We start from the raw sequence: 17357 nt of genomic DNA, 5'->3' as shown, positions 1-17357 counted from the left end.
ACGCATCAGCGAGCGGTGTAGATGATCTCGACGCGACGATTGCGGGCCCAGCAATCTTCGTTCGAGTCATTGCAGACCGGACGCTCTTCGCCATAGCTGACGACGGCCAGCTGTGCAGCCGAACCACCGTTTGCCTGCAGTGCCGAGGACACGCCATTGCCACGGCGCTCGCCCAGGCCCTGGTTGTACTCGCGGCTGCCGCGCTCGTCGGCGTGGCCTTCCAGCGAGATGCGCGCAGCGCTGCGGTCACGCAGGTACTTGGCATGGCAGGCCATCACGGCCTGGAACTCGGGACGCAGGTTGTCCTGGTCGAGATCGAAGTAGACGACGCGCTGACGCAGGCATGCATCGCTGTCGAGGTCGGCCGGGGTGTACGCACCCGCGGTCGGGGCGGTCGGCGCCACGGTGCCGGTCGACGGACCGGTATCGACCGGTGCCTCTTCCTTGACCTTCTTGGAACACGCAACGGCAGCGGTGCAGAGCATCGCGGCCAGCATCAAACGGGTGGTCGTCTTCATCTCGTCGATCCTTGGTTTTCTATGGCAACAGGGCAATTGTTATTGGACGGGACGTGCAGGCAGCGTCAGCGCTGTTCCCGGTACGGACCCCAAGCCGGCTCGCGGACATCGCCATCGGCGAGGACGAGGCGCTGACGCACACGGCCGTCCGAGGACACCGCATACAACACACCCCTGCGCCCCTCACGCGCCGCGTACAGGACCATGCCGGCGTTCGGGGCGAAGCTCGGCGATTCGTCGAGCGACCCTGGCGACAGCGTGGACCAGCGGGGCGACCCCAGGCTGCGATCCAGCAGTGCAATACGGTACACGTTGCCCGAACCTTGCGCCACGACGATTTTCTTGCCATCGAACGAGACCGACGGATCGGCGTTGTAGCTGCCCTCGAAGGTCACCCGGGTGGCGCTGCCGCCCGACACCGGCGCCTGGTAGACCTGCGGGCGACCGCCGCGATCGGAGATGAAGTAGAGGCTGCCGCCGTCGGCCGCCCACGAGGGCGAGGTGTCGATGGCGAAATGGTTGGTGACCTGGGTCAGCGCCTTGCTGCCAAGGTCCATCACGTAGATCTCGGGGTTGCCGCTGCGCGACAGCGACAGCGCCAGACGACGACCGTCGGGCGAGAACGCCGGCGCGCCATTGATGCCGCGGAAGCTCGAGACCAGCTCGCGACCACCGCTGGTGATGTCCTGGATGTAGATCGCCGAGTTGCCGCTCTCGAAGCTGACGTAGGCGACGCGGCGGCCGTCCGGGCTCCAGCTCGGCGACATCAGCGGCTCGTTGGAGCGCACCACCGTCTGCGGATTGTGGCCGTCGGAGTCGGCGACGATCAGCGCGTAACGCGCACTCGGCCCGACGCCGGTCTGGGTGATGTAGGCGATCCGGGTCCAGAACGCGCCGCGCACGCCGGTGATCTTTTCGTAGATCGCGTCGGCCATCTGGTGGGCGACGTCGCGCATCGCATTCGGACGCGCGGTCATCGCGAGACCGAGTACGCGTTCCTGCTTGGCGACGTCGAACAGTTCGTACTCGACCCGGTAGCTGCCGCCGCCGGCATCGACGACGCGGCCGACGACCAGGAAGTCCTGACGCAGCGCGCGCCAGGTCGGGTACTGGACCTCGCTGCCGCGGGTCGGACGCTCGACGATGTCGCGCTCGGGCAGCGTGCGGAACTGGCCGGAACGGTCCAGGTCGGCGCGCACCACGGCGGCGACATCGGTGTCGGGCGCGGCGCCACTGCCCTGGTAGGGCATCGGCACGACCGCGATCGGCATCGCCTGGGCGCTGCCGCCGGTGATGTCGATCTCGAGGCCCTGCTGCTGCGCACTGGCGAGCATGGGCAGGCCGAGCGCGAACAGAGCCAACAGGCAACGGATCAGAATGGGTTTCATCGGCTTACCGGTTTGAAGAGAGTGAACCCGGGCAGCTTGGCCGCTGGACCGGGGAACAGGATGAATACCAGCGCAATCATCGCCCCGCGCAGGTGAACGTGGTGGTGAAGCCACGGCAACGCCAGGAGGGTGCCGGCACGACGCGACGGCGCAGAGCCGTGCGCACGCTGCACGACGCCAAACGGGCGCGTACGACGCGCCTCGCCGGCGTCAGTCCTGCGCCGTGAAGTTGAGGTTGAGCCTGCGGTTGAACACCGCCTCGAAGCCGGCATACGGCAGCGGCTCGGCCGCGCGCACTGCGGCTTCGACCGAACGGCGGCCTTGCGCGTCGTAAGGACAGGACGCGTCGAACTCGACGTTCAACACCTCGCCACCCGGCAACTGGGTGATGTAGAGGCGGCAGCGCTGGCCCAGCGGCACGTTGTCGGGGCGACGCCAGTTGCGACGGATCGCCTCCTGCAGCGCGGCGGCGTACTTCGCGGCCAGGCCGCTGTCGCCATCGGGACGACCGGGCGGCGGGCTCGCGGCGGACGCGGCGGCGCGCTGCTCGGAGGCCTGCTGCGCATTGCGCTCGGCGATCTGCTTCAGACGCTGCTCGGCGAGCTGCGCTTCGCGCTGGGTCTTCTCGCGCTCGGCGCGCAGCTTCTCGAGTTCCTGGCGCGCGAGACGGCGCTTCTCCTCGGCTTCCTGCTGCTTCTGCTGTTCGGCCAGTTCGATCTGCGCCTGACGCCGCTTCTCTTCCTGCTCCTTCTCGCGCTGCTCGGCGGCCAGCGCGTCGCGGCGCACGGCGGCCTGCGAGACGGTATCGGGCTCGGGCACGACTTCCTGCAACTGCGGCTGGCGCTGCTCGACGGCGTCTTCAGGACGCGGTTCGGGCAGAGGCTGCGGCGGCGCGGACGCGGGTTCTTCCACCGGCTCGGGCACCGGCTCCGGCACGGGATCGGGCACCGGTTCGGGCGCGGGCTCCGGATCGGGCAGCGGCTCGGGCTTACTGGCCAGCGCGCGCCGGTCGGCGGCGCTCAGCGCATTGGGATCGATGATGTCGGCCGAGACCGGCGAGCCCATCGCCGATTCGGGCCGCGACGACGCGCTCCACAGCGCGCCGAGGATGATCAGCCCGAACAGCAGCACATGGACCAGGATCGACAGTCCGATCGCCACCACATTGTCGGAACGCGACTCGCGCATCTCAGTTCGCGCTTTCCGCCGGACGGCTGATCAGGCTGACCTTGGTGATGCCGGCCTCGTTGATGAGGTCGATGGCGTTCATGATCCGCTGGTAGCTGGCCGCGCCGTCGCCGCTGACGAGGATGGTCGCGTCCGGGTTCTGGGTGTGGATGCCGCGCAGGCGCGCGACCAGATCCTCACGCGAGACCGAGGTGTTCTGCTGCTCGACCATCAGCGCCAGCTGGCCGTCGGGATAGACGCTGACCACGACGGGATCCTGCGGCGAGCCGAGCGACATCGCGCGCGAATCCGGCAGGTTGATGTCGGTGCCCAGATTCATCAGTGGCGTGGTGACCATGAAGATGATCAGCAGCACCAGCATCACGTCGATGTAGGGCACGACGTTGATTTCGTTCTTGAGCTTGCGCCGCTTGGAACGGCGAAGGGAGATCGACGACATGGCGGAATCCGGATGCGGGGACGGTCGAACGGGACTGGTCGGGCGCGCCGGAGCGCGCCGCGCGGATCAGTCGGTGCCACTCTGGCGTTCGAGGATCGAAGAGAACTCGTCGGAGAAGGCCTCGAAGCGCGTGGCGACGCGCTCGACCTTGGTCGCGAAGCGGTTGTAGGCCCACACCGCCGGGATCGCGGCGAACAGACCCATCGCGGTCGCGATCAGCGCTTCGGAGATGCCCGGCGCGACGGTGGCGATGGTCGCCTCCTTGACGCTGGCCAGGCCGTGGAAGGAAATCATGATGCCCCACACGGTGCCGAGCAGGCCGACGTAGGGCGCGATCGAACCGACGTTGGCGAGGTACTCGAGATTGCTTTCCAGCCCGTCGAGTTCGCGCGCACCGGCGACGCGCATGCCGCGCTGCGCACCTTCGAGATGCGTACGCGCATCGACGCCGCGGCGCTGCCGCTGACGCGAGTACTCGCGATAGCCGGCCTCGAAGATCGCTTCCAGACCTTCGATCTCGCGGTTGCGCTCGGTCGCCGAGGCGTAGAGCTTGCTGATCTCCGCGCCGGACCAGAACCGCTCTTCGAAGCGGTCGGCTTCCTTCTCGGCGCGATCGAGCAGGCGCTTCTTGCGGAAGATGATCACCCACGAGGACACCGACGCGAACAGCAGCAACAGCATCACCAGCTGCACCGGAATCGACGCGTGCAGGATCAGTTCGAGGATGCTGAGGTCATTGGGCAGCGGTGCGGTGGCGGCCGCGGCGGCACCGGTGTTCGCGAGCTCGGTCGCGCCTGCGGCGGCCTCTTCGGGCAACGCCTGCACCTGGGCGGCGGACTGCAACAGCACGGGCATGAGACTCATCCAGGATTACTCCGCTGACGTTTCGAGTGACTTGAGTTGTGTGTAGAGCGCGTCCGGAATCGCACGCGGCCTGAAATCGGATGCCGACAACGCGGCGACGCGCACCTCGGCATCGAGCAGCAGATCGCCATCGCGGCGCACCTCCTGCACGAACACCGCGCTCGCACGCCGGCACTGCCGCAGCGCCACGCTGACCTCCAGCGCATCGTCGAGCCGCGCCGGACTGCGGAAATCGATCCGCATCGCACGGACCGCGAACAATGTGCCGTGCGTATCGCGCAACATCTGCTGTCCGTAGCCGTGCGCCCGTAGCCACTCGCTGCGCGCGCGTTCCATGAACGCCACGTACTGCGCGTGATAGACGACGCCACCTGCGTCGGTATCTTCCCAATAGACGCGTGTCGGCCAACTGAATAGACCGGTCGGACCGGTCCCCAGGCTGGAAATCGCTGTCAAAGCCGCACCTCGCAGGACATCAGAACAGGTGGCCGGGGGTCGCAGTGGCGTCGCGGCGCGGTTCCAGACCCAGATGGCGCCAGGCCTTGACCGTCGCCATGCGCCCGCGCGCGGTGCGCACGAGGTAGCCCTGCTGGATCAGATATGGCTCGATGACGTCTTCGAGCGTGCCGCGTTCCTCGCTGAGCGCGGCCGCCATCGACTCGACGCCGACCGGGCCGCCATCGAAGTTTTCGATGATCAGATGCAGCAGGCGGCGATCGAGTTCGTCGAAGCCTTCCGGGTCGACCTTGAGCATGAGCATCGCGGCATTGGCCACGTCGCGATCGATGCGGCCACCGGCGCGCACCTGCGCGTAATCGCGCACGCGGCGCAGCAGACGATTGGCGATACGCGGCGTGCCACGTGCGCGCTTCGCGATCTCGGCAGCGCCATCGGGTTCGCAGGACAGGCCGAGAATCTGCGCCGAGCGGCGCACGATCCGGGTCAGTTCCTCGGTGCTGTAGAACTCCAGCCGTTGCACGATGCCGAAGCGGTCGCGCAGCGGCGCGGTCAGCAGGCCCGCGCGCGTGGTCGCGCCGATCAGGGTGAAGGGCGGCAGATCGATCTTGATCGAACGCGCCGCGGGGCCTTCGCCGATCATGATGTCGAGCTGGAAATCCTCCATCGCCGGATACAGCACTTCTTCCACGACCGGCGACAGACGGTGGATCTCGTCGATGAAGAGCACATCGTGCGGCTGCAGGTTGGTCAGCAACGCGGCGAGATCGCCGGCTTTCTCGATCACCGGCCCCGAGGTCACGCGCAGCGCAACGCCGAGTTCGTTGGCGATCACGTGGCTCAGCGTGGTCTTGCCCAGGCCCGGCGGCCCGAAGATCAGCACGTGATCGAGTGCCTCGCGCCGCTGCCTCGCGGCCTCGATGAAGATCGACATCTGCTCGCGGACAGGCACCTGGCCGAGGTAATCGTCCAGCCGCTGCGGCCGGATGCTCGCCTCGATGGCGTCGTCCTCGCGGGTGGCGTCGGCGGCGATGATGCGGTCTGCGGTCATTCGCGCATGATCGCATGCCGCGGGCATGGCATCGCTTGTGGGCGCGTCCTTAGGCGTGATCCTGCACTGCGATCTGCATCGCGCGCAGGGACGCTCCCACAGGACCCGATCAGCCGCGCATCGCCTCCGCGGCCAGCGCGAAGCTGTGCTTGCGCGCGCCGTGGTCGAAGATGTTGGCGGTCAGCATCAGCTCGTCCGGGCGATGGCGCGCGACGAATTCGGCGATGCCTTCGCGCACGTCGGCCGGATCGCCGATCACCGAACACGCCAGCGACTGCGCGACCATCGCCTTCTCGGCCGGCGTCCAGAACGCCTCGATATCGTCGATCGGCGGCGGAATCAGCCCCGGCGCGCCACGGCGCAGGCGCACGAAACTCTGCTGCTGCGTGGTGAACAAGCGCTGCGCCTCGGCGCGCGTATCCGCCGCGACCACATTGAGTGCGAGCATCGCGTGCGGCTGGCGCAGGTGTTTCGAGGGGCGGAAATCGCGGTGATACAGCGCCAGCGCTTCCGACATCGCCGCCGGGGCGAAGTGCGAGGCGAACGCATACGGCAGACCGAGCGTGGCCGCGAGACCGGCGCCGAACAGGCTGGAACCGAGGATCCACACCGGCACGTCGAGCCCCGCGCCGGGCACGGCCTGCACCGGCTGGCCCGGCTGCGCGGGCTCGAAGTAGCGCAGCAGTTCCATGACATCGGATGGAAACGCATCCGCGCCGGCGTAATAGCGGCGCAGCGCCTTCGTCGTCGGCTGATCGGTGCCCGGCGCGCGCCCCAACCCGAGGTCGATCCGCCCCGGATACAGCGACGCCAGCGTGCCGAACTGCTCGGCCACCTGCAGCGGCGCATGGTTGGGCAGCATCACGCCGCCCGAGCCGACGCGGATCGTCGACGTGCCGCCGGCGATGTGCCCGATCAATACGGCCGTCGCCGCACTGGCGATACCGGGCATGTTGTGGTGTTCGGCCAGCCAGTAGCGCGCGTAGCCGAGCGCTTCACCGTGCCGGGCGAGATCGAGCGACCGGGCGAAGGATTCGGCCGGCGTGCTGCCCTCGGTGACCGGGGCGAGATCGAGAATCGAGAAGGGAATCATGGCGGGACATCCTGAGGGATGCCCTAGACCTTGGGGCGGCCGGAAGAGAACACCAGCGTGGGCGGTGGGGTGCTCTGTTCCAGATCAGCTCGGCGGGCGCCGTGCGCCGCAGTGCATCTGCATTGCCGCGCTCTTGCTTCCTTCTACTCGGATCGCAGCGTACGGGGCCATCCATAGCGAGCGCCTCATCAAGGAGGAAATGGACCGTATCAGCTTCTGCTCTGGCTTTTGCTCTGGATTTTCGCGGCGCTGACAAGCCGGCAAAGCGCGCAGACCCGTAGGGCGCCGCACATGGATGTGCGGCGTTTTTCGACCGAGCCAGGATGGCGAGTCGAAAAATCCCGAAACGAACAACGCGCCATGACGCTGTGATCGGGGCTGGCCCTTTTCTTTGGTTCCGTTTCTTTTGGGCCAGCAAAAGAAATGAACCCGCTCGCCGCAAGGCGAGTGGAAGCGTTTGATTTTGCCTGTTCGCTCTAGGCAAAGATCAGAACAGCAACGTTAATTGCTTTCGTCCGCTGACGCGGCCGAGTTCATTTCTTTTGGTAGACGCCAAAAGAAACGGAACCAAAGAAAAACGTCTCCCCGACACGTCCGAAGCCCGCGGCTCGTAGTCCGCAGGGATTTTCCGACTCGGCATCCTGCCTCGGTCGGAAAACGCCGCCCATCCATGGGCGGCGCCCTATGGGTCGGCCGCTGCAGCACGGCGTTACGCCTCATGAAGGCCAATCAAAGGCAGCGAAGCGCCAGTCGCACGCATCGTGGCGCTGATGCGAAAAACAGAGCCAGATCAGATCTGCACCTGCGACCCCAACTCCACCAGTCGATTTCCCGGAATCCGGAAGAACACCGTCGCCGGCGCCGCATTGCGATGCATGAAGGCGAACAGCTTGTCGCGCCACACCGGCATGCCGCGCCGCGGACTCGCCACCACCGTCTCGCGACTGGTGAAGTAGGTCGTGTCCATCGGATCGATGACGATGCCGCTTTCGACATCGCCGCAGCGCATCAGCGCCATCGGCACGTCGGGTGTTTCCATGAAGCCGAAGCGGATCGTGACGCGGTGGAAATCGTCGCCGATCGACTCCATCTTCAGGCGCCGGTCCGGCGCGGCGTACGGCAGCGTCAGGGTTTCGACGGTCAGGAACACATTGCGCTCGTGCAGCACCTTGTTGTGCTTGAGGTTGTGCATCAGCGCGTGCGGCACGATGCCGCGGTCGCTGGTCAGGAACACCGCGGTACCGGGCACGCGCACCGGAGGGGCGAGCATCAGGCCCGGCAGGAAGGTATCGAGACGGATGCCGTCCTTCTGGATTTCGGCGTGCAGCAGCTGACGGCCGCGGCGCCACGTGCGCAGCAGGGTGAACAGCGTGATGCCGAGCACCAGCGGGAACCACGCGCCCTGCAGCACTTTGGCGCCGTTGGCGACCACGAACGCCACGTCGATCAGGATGAAGCCCGCACAGCACGGCAGCACCCAGCGCCGCCAGCGGGGCCACAGCGCGCGGGCGACGACGATCAGCAGCAGGGTGTCGATCAGCATCGTCAGCGACACCGAGATGCCGTAGGCCGCGGCCAGCGCCGAGGACGTCTGGAAGGTCAGCACCAGCGCGATCACGACGATCGCCATCGCCCAGTTGATGCCGGGAATGTAGATCTGGCCGATGGTGTCGCTGGAGGTGTGGCGCACGTGCATGCGCGGGATGTAGCCCAGCTGCATCGCCTGGCGCGCGACCGAGAAGCCGCCGGTGATCACCGCCTGCGAGGCGATGACGGTCGCGCAGGTCGCCAGCACGATCATCGGCCAGCGCGCCCACTGCGGCACGCCGATGTAGAACGGGTTCTGGATCGCGGCCGGGTCTTCGAGCACCAGCGCGCCCTGCCCCAGATAGTTGAGCATCAGCGACGGCAGCACGAAGAAGTACCAGGCGTAGCGGATCGGCTTGGCGCCGAAGTGGCCCATGTCGGTGTAGATCGCTTCACCGCCCGTCACCGCCAGCACCACGGCGCCGAGGATGAAAACACCGCCCCAGCTGTGTTCCCAGAAGAAGCGTGCCGCCCACAGCGGGTTGATCGCGTGCAGCACTTCCGGCTCGTGCAGGATGTTGAGCACGCCGAGCGCCGCGAGCGACAGGAACCACAGCATCGTGATCGGGCCGAACACGCGACCGACCTTGGCGGTGCCGTAGCGCTGGGTGGCGAACAGCGCGGTCAGCACGACGACGGTGATCGGGATGATCCAGGCGTGCAGTCCAGGCGCGACGACCTCGAGGCCCTCGACCGCCGACAGCACCGAGATCGCGGGCGTGATCACGCCATCGCTGAAGAACAGCGACGCGCCGAACACGCCGAGGATGCCGACCAGATACGCGGACTTGCCGCCCTTGGCGAGACAGCGCTGTGCCAGCGCCATCAGCGCCATGATGCCGCCCTCGCCGTCGTTGTCGGCGCGCAGGATGATCGTGACGTACTTGAGCGTCACCACGATCATCAGCGACCAGAAGATCATCGACAGCACACCGAGCACGGTGTCGTGGTTGGCCACCAGCCCGTAGTGCGGCGAGAACGCCTCGCGCAACGTGTACAGCGGGCTGGTGCCGATGTCGCCGAAGACGACACCGATGGCACCGGCGATCAGCCCGGCGAGACCCACCTTGCCATGTCCCGAACCGTGGGTACGCGGGCCCGTGCCGGGCTGGCTGCTGGCGTGTGACATGTAGTGTCGACCTTGCCGACGGATGTGGGAGTGGGGGTCAGCGAAGCGCGGACTGTAGCGCTTTCCGGATGATGATTTCCGGCGGGTCGCCTTCATTCGCCGCGGCCTTCGCCATCCGCACCGCATCGGCGGGTTTGTAGCCCAGCTGCTGCAGCGCCACGACCGCTTCGGACATCGGATCGGCCGGCACCTGCACGCCACCGATCGCACCGCCCGCGCCGGCCAGATCGGCCGCGCGATCGCGCAGTTCGACGACCATGCGCTCGGCGGTCTTCTTGCCGATGCCGGGAATCTTGGTCAGCGCCGCGACGTCGCCGGTCTGCACCAGCCGCGCGAACGCATCGACGCTGACGCCCGACAGCACCGCCAGCGCGATCTTCGCGCCGATGCCGGTGACCTTCTGCACGTCGCGGAACAGGCGCCGTTCGGACTCGTGCAGGAAGCCGTACAGCGACACGCTGTCCTCCTTCTGCGCGTAGTGCGTGAACAACGCGACCTCGCGGCCGACCTCGGGCAGGTCGTAGAACGTGCTCATCGGCGCTTCGAGTTCGTAGCCGACGCCGTTGACGTCGATCACCAGCCACGGCGGTGCCTTGTGGGCCAGTGTGCCGCGCAGTCTTCCGATCATCGGCGATGCCTCTCAGGGCGAGTGGAACAGGTGGATTGGCGTACGGCGGACACGCAAGCAACGGGCCAGCACGCGATGGATGCCACGCGATGCGCGTGTCCGACGGCGTCGGCGTTCATCCCTTGCGCCCCCAGGCCTGCTGCACGCCGACGCCGAGCCGCTTCGCGGTGGCGCTGACGTGCGCGTGCGTGATCGCGACCGCCAGCGCATCGGCGGCGTCGGCCTGCAACTTGCCGCTCAGGCCGAGCATCAGCCCGACCATGTGCTGGATCTGCGCCTTCTCGGCGCTGCCGCGACCGACCACCGCGAGCTTGACCTCGGTGGCGGCGTACTCGCTGACCGGCAGATCGCGCAGCACCACCGCGCCGATCGCGGCGCCGCGCGCCTGGCCGAGCTTGAGCGCCGAGTCCGGGTTGCGCGCCATGAAGACCTTTTCGATCGCGACCTCGTCGGGCCGGTGCTCGATGATCAGCGCGGTCAGCCCATCGAGCAGGCGACGCAGGCGCGCGGGAAACTCGCCCGCCGTCACCAGCACCAGCGGCGCATGGAACACGTGCGTGACCTTGCCGGCCGCATCCACGTCGATGATGCCGACCCCGGTGCGCTGCGAACCGGGGTCGATGCCGAGGATGCGGGTCACGGGGGTCTTCAGCCCTCGAACTGCGCGTTCGAGTAGACCGCCTGCACGTCGTCGAGATCCTCGAGCAGATCGAGCATCTTGCGCACCTGCTCGGCCGTCTCGCCGTCGACGGCGATGTCGTTGTCGGCGCGGAACGTCACCTCCGCGTGGCCCGCGACGATGCCCGCGGCCGCCATCGCATCGCGCACGGATTCGAACGCGTCCGCGCTGGTGACCACGTCGATCGCGCCGTCCTCGGGGTACACCACGATATCGTCGGCGCCGGCCTCGATCGCGGCCTCGGTCACCGCGTCTTCGTCCATGCCCTCGAAACTCAGCACGCCCTGGCGTTTGAACATGAAGGCGACCGAGCCTTCGGTGCCCATGTTGCCGCCGCACTTGCCGAACGCATGGCGCACTTCGGCCACGGTGCGCACGCGGTTGTCGGTCAGCGTGTCCACGATCACGGCGACGCCGCCCGGGGCGTAGCCCTCGTAGCGGATCTCTTCGTACTCGACGCCTTCCAGCTCGCCGGTCGCCTTCTTGATCGCGCGCTCGACCACGTCCTTGGTCATGTTCTGGGCCATGCCCTTGTCGATCGCCGTGCGCAGGCGCGGATTGTTCGACGGATCACCGCCGCCGGCACGCGCCGCGACACCGATTTCGCGGATGATCTTGGTGAAGATCTTGCCGCGCTTGGCGTCGGTCGCGTTCTTGCGGGCCTCGATCGAAGGTCCTCGTCCCATGGGTCGTCAGGTCTGTTGGCGTTGGAAGCCGGCGATTTTACTCCGCATGCCGCGGCCGCGCGTGCTCGAAGCGGCCGTGACGCAGGAATCCCACTGTCTGCCGCACTGCGTCGGCCGACAGCAGCAGGCCGCTGTGGCTGGCCTGCACCACGATGTGGTCGGCCAGCGCAGGTGCGCGGGTTTCCTCGACCGATACCGTGCCGTCGTGCGGCCCGTCGAACCGCGCCAGCAGCGCGCCCAGCCCGCGCGGCACGCAGCCGGCGACCATGCCCACCTCGAGGCCGGCCGGCCATTCGATGCAGCCCGCATGCAGGAGATCGGCGCTGCGGCCGAAGTACAGATGCGACATCGGCACCCGCGACAGCGCATGCGCCGCGCCGCTGCCGCATACCGGCGAGCCCAGACAGACGATGCGGCCCACCGGCAGATCCGGCGCCGCGCCCGCCGCCCGCAGCGCCGACAGGCCGCCGAGACTGTGGCCGACGACGTGCGCCGGGCCTTGCGCGAACGCGTCGGCGAGGCGTTCGGCCGCCGCATCCGGGCCACCCGCGATGCTGGGGTAACCGATGATCTCCGGTTCGAAGCCGGCCTCGGCCAGGCCACGCGCGAATCGGCGCATCGTCAGGCCGACCATCCAGATGCCGTGCAGCAGCAGCACGCGCGTCGGCGCAGCGCTCACGCGACGGCCTCGCCTGCCACCCGCGCCTGTCGCCAGGCCCGCGGCGATACGCCGCTGTGCGCCTTGAACGCGCGCGACAGCGCCGCCTCGCTGCCGTAACCCACCTCGTCGGCGATCAGTTTCAGCGGCCGCCCGCGGCGCAGCGCGCGTTGCGCGAGGCCGATGCGCCAGGCCTGCAGATACTGGCCCGGCGTCTGCCCGATCGCCTCGCGGAACGCGTCGGCGAAGGCGCTGCGCGACATGCCGGCCGCGTCCGCCATTGTTTCCAGCGACCACGGCTGCGCCGGCGCCTCGTGCATCGCCACCAGCGCGCGCCGCAGCCGCGGATGCGCCATGCCGGCCAGCAATCCGCCCTGCAACGCGCCCGCCTCCATCTGCTGGCGCAGCACCTGCACCAGCAGCGCCTCGACCAGCCGCTCGATCAGCGCGGTGCGACCGCAACGTCCGTCGAAGGCCTCTTCGAACAGCAATGCCAGCAGGCCCTGCGAACCCGGCAGCGCATCCGGCGAGACCCACAGCGCGCCCGGCAATGCCGTGGCCAGTGGACTGTCGGCGCCGCCTTCGAACAACAGCCGCACGCGCATCCAGGCCGCGCCGGCTTCGGGGCTGACCGCGTCGCGGGCCTCGATGCGCGGCTGCAACAGCAGCCCGGGGCCCGTCCACGCCCCGGTACCCGGCAGCGCGATGGCGCCGTCGCGGAGCAACCACAGCGCGGCGCCCGGCGCGCCGTCGCCGAGCGGATCGACCCGCGCCGTGATCGGAAAGCGGTCGAGCAATGCCGCGAGACGATCGACCATGACAGGACTCCGGGACAAGTTTGATGGACTTTGTATCACCAATCGTCGTCCGCGACCGTGCACGATGACCACATCGCCGGCGCATCCCGTGACCGGTCCGACAGGAGATTTTCCGATGTCCATCGACACCGTGCTCTACACCGCCACCGCCAGCGCCACCGGCGGCCGCGAAGGCCGCGCCACCTCGTCCGACAACGTCCTCGACGTCACCCTGTCGACCCCGCGCGAACTCGGCGGCGCCGGCGGCCCGGGTACGAATCCCGAACAGCTGTTCGCCGCGGGCTACTCGGCCTGCTTCCTCGGCGCGCTGAAGTTCGTCGCTGGCCAGCACAAGGTCGCGCTGCCGGCCGAGACCACGGTCACCGGCAAGGTCGGCATCGGCAAGATCCCGACCGGCTTCGGCATCCAGGCCGATCTCACCATCTCGGCGCCCGGCGTGGATCGCGAGCAGCTGCAGACGCTGGTCGATGCCGCGCACATCGTGTGCCCGTACTCGAATGCGACCCGCGGCAACATCGACGTGACGCTGTCGATCGCCGAGTAAGTCGCAGGTGGGTGGGACGCGCCTGGCGCGTCCCGCTCAGCCCTGCGCCGGACGGCGCAGGATGAATTCCAGATCGTTGATCGAGCCGACCGGGAAGAAGTAGTCACCGACCTGCTCGAAGCCGTGGCGCGCGTAGAAGCGCTGCGCGCCGAGGTTTTCCGACCACACGCCGACCCACAGCGTGCGCGGACCGTCGCGCAGCAGCCAGTCCATCGCGGCGTCCATCATCCGCGTGCCGTTGCCGCCGCCCTGGTGGCCCTGCACGAGATAGAGCCGCTTGAGTTCGCCGTCGCCCTTGGCGACGTCGGCGTGCGGCAAGCCGCAGGGGCCGGCCGCGGCGTGCCCGATCGCCTCGCCTTCGTGTTCCAGCAACCAGACCGCGTAGCCCGGGTGCGCGAGGATCGTGCGCTGCTTCTCCACCGCGTAGGCATCGGCGAGAAACGCCGCGAGATCCTCCGGCGGATACAGATGGCCGAAGGTCTCGGTGAACGTGCGCGCGGCCAGCGTGGACAGCGTCTGCGCATCGTCGACGGTGGCGCGGCGGAGCGTCGTCATCGCGCGATCAGGCCGCCGGCTTCGCCACGACCGGACGGACCTGGATGTGGACTTCGGCCAGCTGCGCATCGGCGATCGGCGACGGCGCATCGGTCATCAGGCATTGCGCGCCGGTGGTCTTCGGGAATGCGATGACGTCGCGGATCGATTCGGTACCGGCCATCAGCGCGGCGATGCGGTCGATGCCGAACGCGATGCCGCCATGCGGCGGCGCGCCGTACTTCAGCGCGTCCAGCAGGAAGCCGAACTTCGCCTGCGCTTCCTCGGCGCCGATGCCGAGCAGCTCGAACACCGCCGACTGCATCGAGGAGCGGTGGATACGGATCGAACCGCCGCCGATCTCGTTGCCGTTGAGCACCATGTCGTAACCGCGCGACACGGCCGTCGCGGCGTTCGCGCGCAGGTCGGCCTCGTCGTCGACCGACGGCGCGGTGAAGGGATGATGCAGGGCCACGTAGCGCTGCGCCTCGTCGTCCCATTCGAACATCGGGAAGTCGGTCACCCACAGCGGCGCCCAGCCGTCGGCAACGAGGCTGAAATCCTTGCCGGCCTTCAGGCGCACCGCGCCCATGAAGTCGCTGACGGTCGAATACTTGCCGGCGCCGAAGAACACGAGGTCGCCATTGCCGGCGCCGACGTGCGACACGAGCGCGGCGAACGCGGCTTCGTCGAAGAACTTCTGGATCGGCGAGCTGACTTCGCCCGTCTCCGAAATCTTGATGTAGGCCAGACCCTTCGCGCCGTACTTCGCAGCGTGCGCGGCGTACTCGTCGATCTGCTTGCGGCTCAGACCCGCGCCGCCCGGAATGCGCAGCGCGCACACGCGGCCGCCGGCTTCGTTGGCCGGACCGGTGAACACCGCGAACTGGCTGTCCTTGACCAGATCGGCGACGTCGACCAGCTCCAGTGCGATGCGCAGGTCCGGCTTGTCGGACCCGTAGCGGCGCATGGCTTCCGCGTAGGTCATGCGCGGGAATTCGGCGGCGAGCTCGACGCCTGCGACATCGCGGAACACATCGCGGATCATCGCCTCGACGAGATCCTGCACGTCGCGCTCCGACACCCACGCGAACTCCATGTCGAGCTGGGTGAATTCCAGCTGGCGATCCGCGCGCAGCGCCTCGTCGCGGAAGCAGCGCGCGATCTGGTAGTAGCGGTCGAAGCCCGCCATCATCAGGATCTGCTTGAACAGCTGCGGCGACTGCGGCAATGCGTAGAACTCGCCCGGATGCATGCGCGCCGGCACCAGGAAGTCGCGCGCACCTTCCGGCGTCGCCTTCGTCAGGATCGGCGTCTCGATGTCCTGGAACCCCTTGTCGTCCAGCCAGTGGCGCAGCGCGCTGACCAGCTTCGTGCGCGTGCGCATCCGGCGCTGCATCTCCGGATGGCGCAGGTCGAGATAGCGGTACTTCAGGCGCGTTTCCTCGCCCGGGTTCTCGTGATGGTGGAACGGCAGCGGCTCGGCCTTGTTCAACACCTCGATCTGCGTGGCGACGATCTCGACCTGGCCGGTGCGGATCTTCGCGTTGACCGAATGCCGCGCGCGCACCGTACCGGTGATGCGCAGGCAATCCTCGTAGCCCACCTGCTCCGCGGTCGCGACGACGGCGGCGTTGCCGTCCGCATCCGACGATTCGGCGACCACCTGCACGATGCCTTCGTGGTCGCGCAGGTCGATGAAGCAGACGCCGCCGAGGTCGCGGGCGACGTCGGCCCAGCCGCACAGGGTGACGGTCTGGCCGATCAGCGATTCGTCGATCAGGCCGCAGAAATGGGTACGCATGGGAACTCCGGACACGAAAGCGCGGGCGCACGGGCCGCCGTGGCGACGGTCGTGCTGGATGGAAGCCCGCTAGTTTAAGGCGTCGCCGCGGCACGCGCGGCTGGCGGGGCGTCAGTCCGCCGAAGCGGGCTTCGCGGCTGGCTTGGCGGCCGGCTTGGATTCGCTGGCCGCGGGCTTGGATTCGGTCTTGGCCGCAGGCGCATCGGCCGCCGGCTTGTCGCCGCCGGACTTGGCGCCGCTGTCGCCGCTTTCGACCAGATTGCGCTTCTTGTCACCATCCTTCTTGAAGTCGGTCTCGTACCAGCCGCTGCCCGCGAGGCGGAACGACGGCGCGGTGAGCTGCCGCTTGACCGCGGACGCGCCGCATTCCGGGCAGGTGTCGGGATCGGGATCGGACATCTTCTGCAGACGGTCGAAACTGTGGCCGCATTCGGCGCACTGGAAGGCATAGATCGGCATGGCGGGACGCTGCGAGGAATTCAGGGGGACGGACATGAGGACGCCCCGGGCCGGTTCAAGCCGGCCGGGGGCGCGATTGTGCGGGATCGGAGCGGGCGCCGCATCGAGGGCGCCCGTGCCGGGTCAGTAGCCCCAGGGTGTCGGCGGGGCGGCGACGGTCTTGGTCAGGTCGAACTCGACCTGGAACTTGCGGCCGCCCGGACGGGCCAGCTCGTAGACGAAGCGCTTGCCGGGCTCGATTTCCATCGCCCAGGTATTGGTGACCGAGGCGTCGAGGCCTTCCTTCTCGAACAGCGCGATGGACTCTGCGTCGACCGGGAATTCCTGGCGCTGCGCGGTGCCGGCGTTCTGCGATTCGCCGCCGTACATGGTCACCGGATCGTCGCTGCCGTCGGGCATGCGGTGGTCGTGCTTCAGACGCAGGCCGTGTTCGGTGCGGGTCAGGATCCAAGTGCGCGAGTGGTCGTCGCCGACATGGAACGGGATGCGCAGCTCTTCCTTGCGGTTGCTGCAGTCGCGCACGTGCATCACCAGTTCCTTGCCTTCGAACGGATCGGGCTCGGCGCCCGGCGCAGGCGCCGGCTCGTTGGTGATGATGCGGCCGGCGAAGGCTTCGCCGCAGTGGCGCGCGATCGCGGCGAGGAATTCGTCGGCGGGCACGCGCTGGGTGGCGGCATCGACCGCCGCGGCAGCGGCGGCGGCATCGGCGGTGGGATTGGCCGCGGCAGGCGGCGCGGGTTCGGCGGATTCCTTCCCACCACAGGCGGCGAGCGAAATCACGGTGGCGAGCAGGGCGAGTCGGAGCGGATTCGGGTTCATCGCATCACCCTAACC

At 68.2% G+C, this 17357-nt stretch carries 19 protein-coding genes; 1 reads left to right on the top strand and 18 read right to left on the bottom strand.

What is annotated here, in order from left to right; translation table 11 throughout:
* Positions 1-5: 5 nt before the first annotated feature.
* From pal to V3391_RS10525, 14 genes are all read right to left on the bottom strand, one after another.
* Positions 6-518, bottom strand: coding sequence for a peptidoglycan-associated lipoprotein Pal (pal, locus tag V3391_RS10590; RefSeq protein ID WP_332078373.1), 513 nt, complete (start codon positions 516-518; stop codon positions 6-8).
* A gap of 65 nt (positions 519-583) precedes the next feature.
* Entirely contained in the window at positions 584-1906 is a 1323-nt protein-coding gene (gene tolB / locus V3391_RS10585) for a Tol-Pal system beta propeller repeat protein TolB (RefSeq protein ID WP_332078372.1), read from the bottom strand.
* A 210-nt stretch (positions 1907-2116) separates the two neighbouring features.
* On the bottom strand, positions 2117-3094 hold the full coding sequence (tolA, locus tag V3391_RS10580; RefSeq protein ID WP_332078371.1) for a cell envelope integrity protein TolA: 978 nt from the start codon (positions 3092-3094) through the stop codon (positions 2117-2119).
* A gap of 1 nt (position 3095) precedes the next feature.
* Complete coding sequence (locus V3391_RS10575; protein WP_159677951.1) at positions 3096-3533, bottom strand: ExbD/TolR family protein; 438 nt, start codon at positions 3531-3533, stop codon at positions 3096-3098.
* 66 nt (positions 3534-3599) lie between these two features.
* Positions 3600-4397, bottom strand: coding sequence for a protein TolQ (gene tolQ, locus V3391_RS10570; RefSeq protein WP_332078370.1), 798 nt, complete (start codon positions 4395-4397; stop codon positions 3600-3602).
* 6 nt (positions 4398-4403) lie between these two features.
* Positions 4404-4853, bottom strand: a complete 450-nt coding sequence (ybgC, locus tag V3391_RS10565) for a tol-pal system-associated acyl-CoA thioesterase (RefSeq protein ID WP_332078369.1) — start codon at positions 4851-4853, stop codon at positions 4404-4406.
* Between the two features lie 19 nt (positions 4854-4872).
* The gene (gene ruvB / locus V3391_RS10560) at positions 4873-5904 is read right to left on the bottom strand and encodes a Holliday junction branch migration DNA helicase RuvB (protein ID WP_332078368.1); all 1032 of its coding nucleotides are present in this window, start codon (positions 5902-5904) and stop codon (positions 4873-4875) included.
* A 109-nt stretch (positions 5905-6013) separates the two neighbouring features.
* Positions 6014-6997: an LLM class flavin-dependent oxidoreductase gene (locus V3391_RS10555; RefSeq protein ID WP_332078367.1), complete on the bottom strand. Its 984-nt coding sequence runs from the start codon at positions 6995-6997 to the stop codon at positions 6014-6016.
* 790 nt (positions 6998-7787) lie between these two features.
* A complete protein-coding gene (locus V3391_RS10550) occupies positions 7788-9713 on the bottom strand; it encodes a potassium transporter Kup (RefSeq protein ID WP_332078366.1) in 1926 nt (641 codons plus the stop codon).
* A 37-nt stretch (positions 9714-9750) separates the two neighbouring features.
* Positions 9751-10341: a Holliday junction branch migration protein RuvA gene (gene ruvA / locus V3391_RS10545; protein ID WP_332078365.1), complete on the bottom strand. Its 591-nt coding sequence runs from the start codon at positions 10339-10341 to the stop codon at positions 9751-9753.
* A 115-nt stretch (positions 10342-10456) separates the two neighbouring features.
* Complete coding sequence (gene ruvC, locus V3391_RS10540) at positions 10457-10981, bottom strand: crossover junction endodeoxyribonuclease RuvC (protein WP_332078364.1); 525 nt, start codon at positions 10979-10981, stop codon at positions 10457-10459.
* Between the two features lie 8 nt (positions 10982-10989).
* A complete protein-coding gene (locus V3391_RS10535; protein ID WP_332078363.1) occupies positions 10990-11706 on the bottom strand; it encodes a YebC/PmpR family DNA-binding transcriptional regulator in 717 nt (238 codons plus the stop codon).
* A gap of 37 nt (positions 11707-11743) precedes the next feature.
* The gene (locus V3391_RS10530) at positions 11744-12385 is read right to left on the bottom strand and encodes an esterase/lipase family protein (RefSeq protein ID WP_332078362.1); all 642 of its coding nucleotides are present in this window, start codon (positions 12383-12385) and stop codon (positions 11744-11746) included.
* On the bottom strand, positions 12382-13182 hold the full coding sequence (locus V3391_RS10525) for an AraC family transcriptional regulator (protein WP_332078360.1): 801 nt from the start codon (positions 13180-13182) through the stop codon (positions 12382-12384). Before V3391_RS10525 ends, V3391_RS10530 begins: the two co-directional genes overlap by 4 nt.
* A gap of 115 nt (positions 13183-13297) precedes the next feature.
* Here V3391_RS10525 and V3391_RS10520 point away from each other — a divergent pair, with 115 nt between their 5' ends.
* The gene (locus V3391_RS10520; RefSeq protein ID WP_332078359.1) at positions 13298-13726 is read left to right on the top strand and encodes an organic hydroperoxide resistance protein; all 429 of its coding nucleotides are present in this window, start codon (positions 13298-13300) and stop codon (positions 13724-13726) included.
* A gap of 36 nt (positions 13727-13762) precedes the next feature.
* Here V3391_RS10520 and V3391_RS10515 read toward each other — a convergent pair whose 3' ends face one another.
* The 4 genes from V3391_RS10515 to V3391_RS10500 all read right to left on the bottom strand — a co-directional run bounded on the left by V3391_RS10515 (position 13763) and on the right by V3391_RS10500 (position 17342).
* A complete protein-coding gene (locus tag V3391_RS10515) occupies positions 13763-14281 on the bottom strand; it encodes a GNAT family N-acetyltransferase (protein WP_332078358.1) in 519 nt (172 codons plus the stop codon).
* Between the two features lie 7 nt (positions 14282-14288).
* Positions 14289-16064 (bottom strand): aspartate--tRNA ligase, encoded by a 1776-nt coding sequence (gene aspS, locus V3391_RS10510; protein ID WP_332078357.1) that lies wholly within the window; start codon positions 16062-16064, stop codon positions 14289-14291.
* 111 nt (positions 16065-16175) lie between these two features.
* Positions 16176-16523, bottom strand: a complete 348-nt coding sequence (locus V3391_RS10505) for an FmdB family zinc ribbon protein (RefSeq protein WP_332078356.1) — start codon at positions 16521-16523, stop codon at positions 16176-16178.
* A gap of 123 nt (positions 16524-16646) precedes the next feature.
* Positions 16647-17342, bottom strand: a complete 696-nt coding sequence (locus tag V3391_RS10500; RefSeq protein ID WP_332078355.1) for a hypothetical protein — start codon at positions 17340-17342, stop codon at positions 16647-16649.
* Positions 17343-17357: the final 15 nt, after the last annotated feature.

It is taken from the genome of Luteimonas flava (assembly GCF_036584485.1).
Classification (GTDB): Bacteria; Pseudomonadota; Gammaproteobacteria; order Xanthomonadales; family Xanthomonadaceae; genus Luteimonas; species Luteimonas flava.
The sequence above is the reverse complement of the archived record's forward strand: the minus strand, read 5'-3'. Positions and strand labels throughout refer to the sequence as shown.

Coding starts and splice junctions, on each gene's coding strand:
- pal (WP_332078373.1), bottom strand. CDS start 518: ATGAAGACGACCACCCGTTTGATGCTGGCCGCGATGCTCTGCACCGCT.
- tolB (WP_332078372.1), bottom strand. CDS start 1,906: ATGAAACCCATTCTGATCCGTTGCCTGTTGGCTCTGTTCGCGCTCGGC.
- tolA (WP_332078371.1), bottom strand. CDS start 3,094: ATGCGCGAGTCGCGTTCCGACAATGTGGTGGCGATCGGACTGTCGATC.
- V3391_RS10575 (WP_159677951.1), bottom strand. CDS start 3,533: ATGTCGTCGATCTCCCTTCGCCGTTCCAAGCGGCGCAAGCTCAAGAAC.
- tolQ (WP_332078370.1), bottom strand. CDS start 4,397: ATGAGTCTCATGCCCGTGCTGTTGCAGTCCGCCGCCCAGGTGCAGGCG.
- ruvB (WP_332078368.1), bottom strand. CDS start 5,904: ATGACCGCAGACCGCATCATCGCCGCCGACGCCACCCGCGAGGACGAC.
- V3391_RS10555 (WP_332078367.1), bottom strand. CDS start 6,997: ATGATTCCCTTCTCGATTCTCGATCTCGCCCCGGTCACCGAGGGCAGC.
- V3391_RS10550 (WP_332078366.1), bottom strand. CDS start 9,713: ATGTCACACGCCAGCAGCCAGCCCGGCACGGGCCCGCGTACCCACGGT.
- ruvA (WP_332078365.1), bottom strand. CDS start 10,341: ATGATCGGAAGACTGCGCGGCACACTGGCCCACAAGGCACCGCCGTGG.
- V3391_RS10535 (WP_332078363.1), bottom strand. CDS start 11,706: ATGGGACGAGGACCTTCGATCGAGGCCCGCAAGAACGCGACCGACGCC.
- V3391_RS10525 (WP_332078360.1), bottom strand. CDS start 13,182: ATGGTCGATCGTCTCGCGGCATTGCTCGACCGCTTTCCGATCACGGCG.
- V3391_RS10520 (WP_332078359.1), top strand. CDS start 13,298: ATGTCCATCGACACCGTGCTCTACACCGCCACCGCCAGCGCCACCGGC.
- V3391_RS10515 (WP_332078358.1), bottom strand. CDS start 14,281: ATGACGACGCTCCGCCGCGCCACCGTCGACGATGCGCAGACGCTGTCC.
- aspS (WP_332078357.1), bottom strand. CDS start 16,064: ATGCGTACCCATTTCTGCGGCCTGATCGACGAATCGCTGATCGGCCAG.
- V3391_RS10505 (WP_332078356.1), bottom strand. CDS start 16,523: ATGCCGATCTATGCCTTCCAGTGCGCCGAATGCGGCCACAGTTTCGAC.
- V3391_RS10500 (WP_332078355.1), bottom strand. CDS start 17,342: ATGAACCCGAATCCGCTCCGACTCGCCCTGCTCGCCACCGTGATTTCG.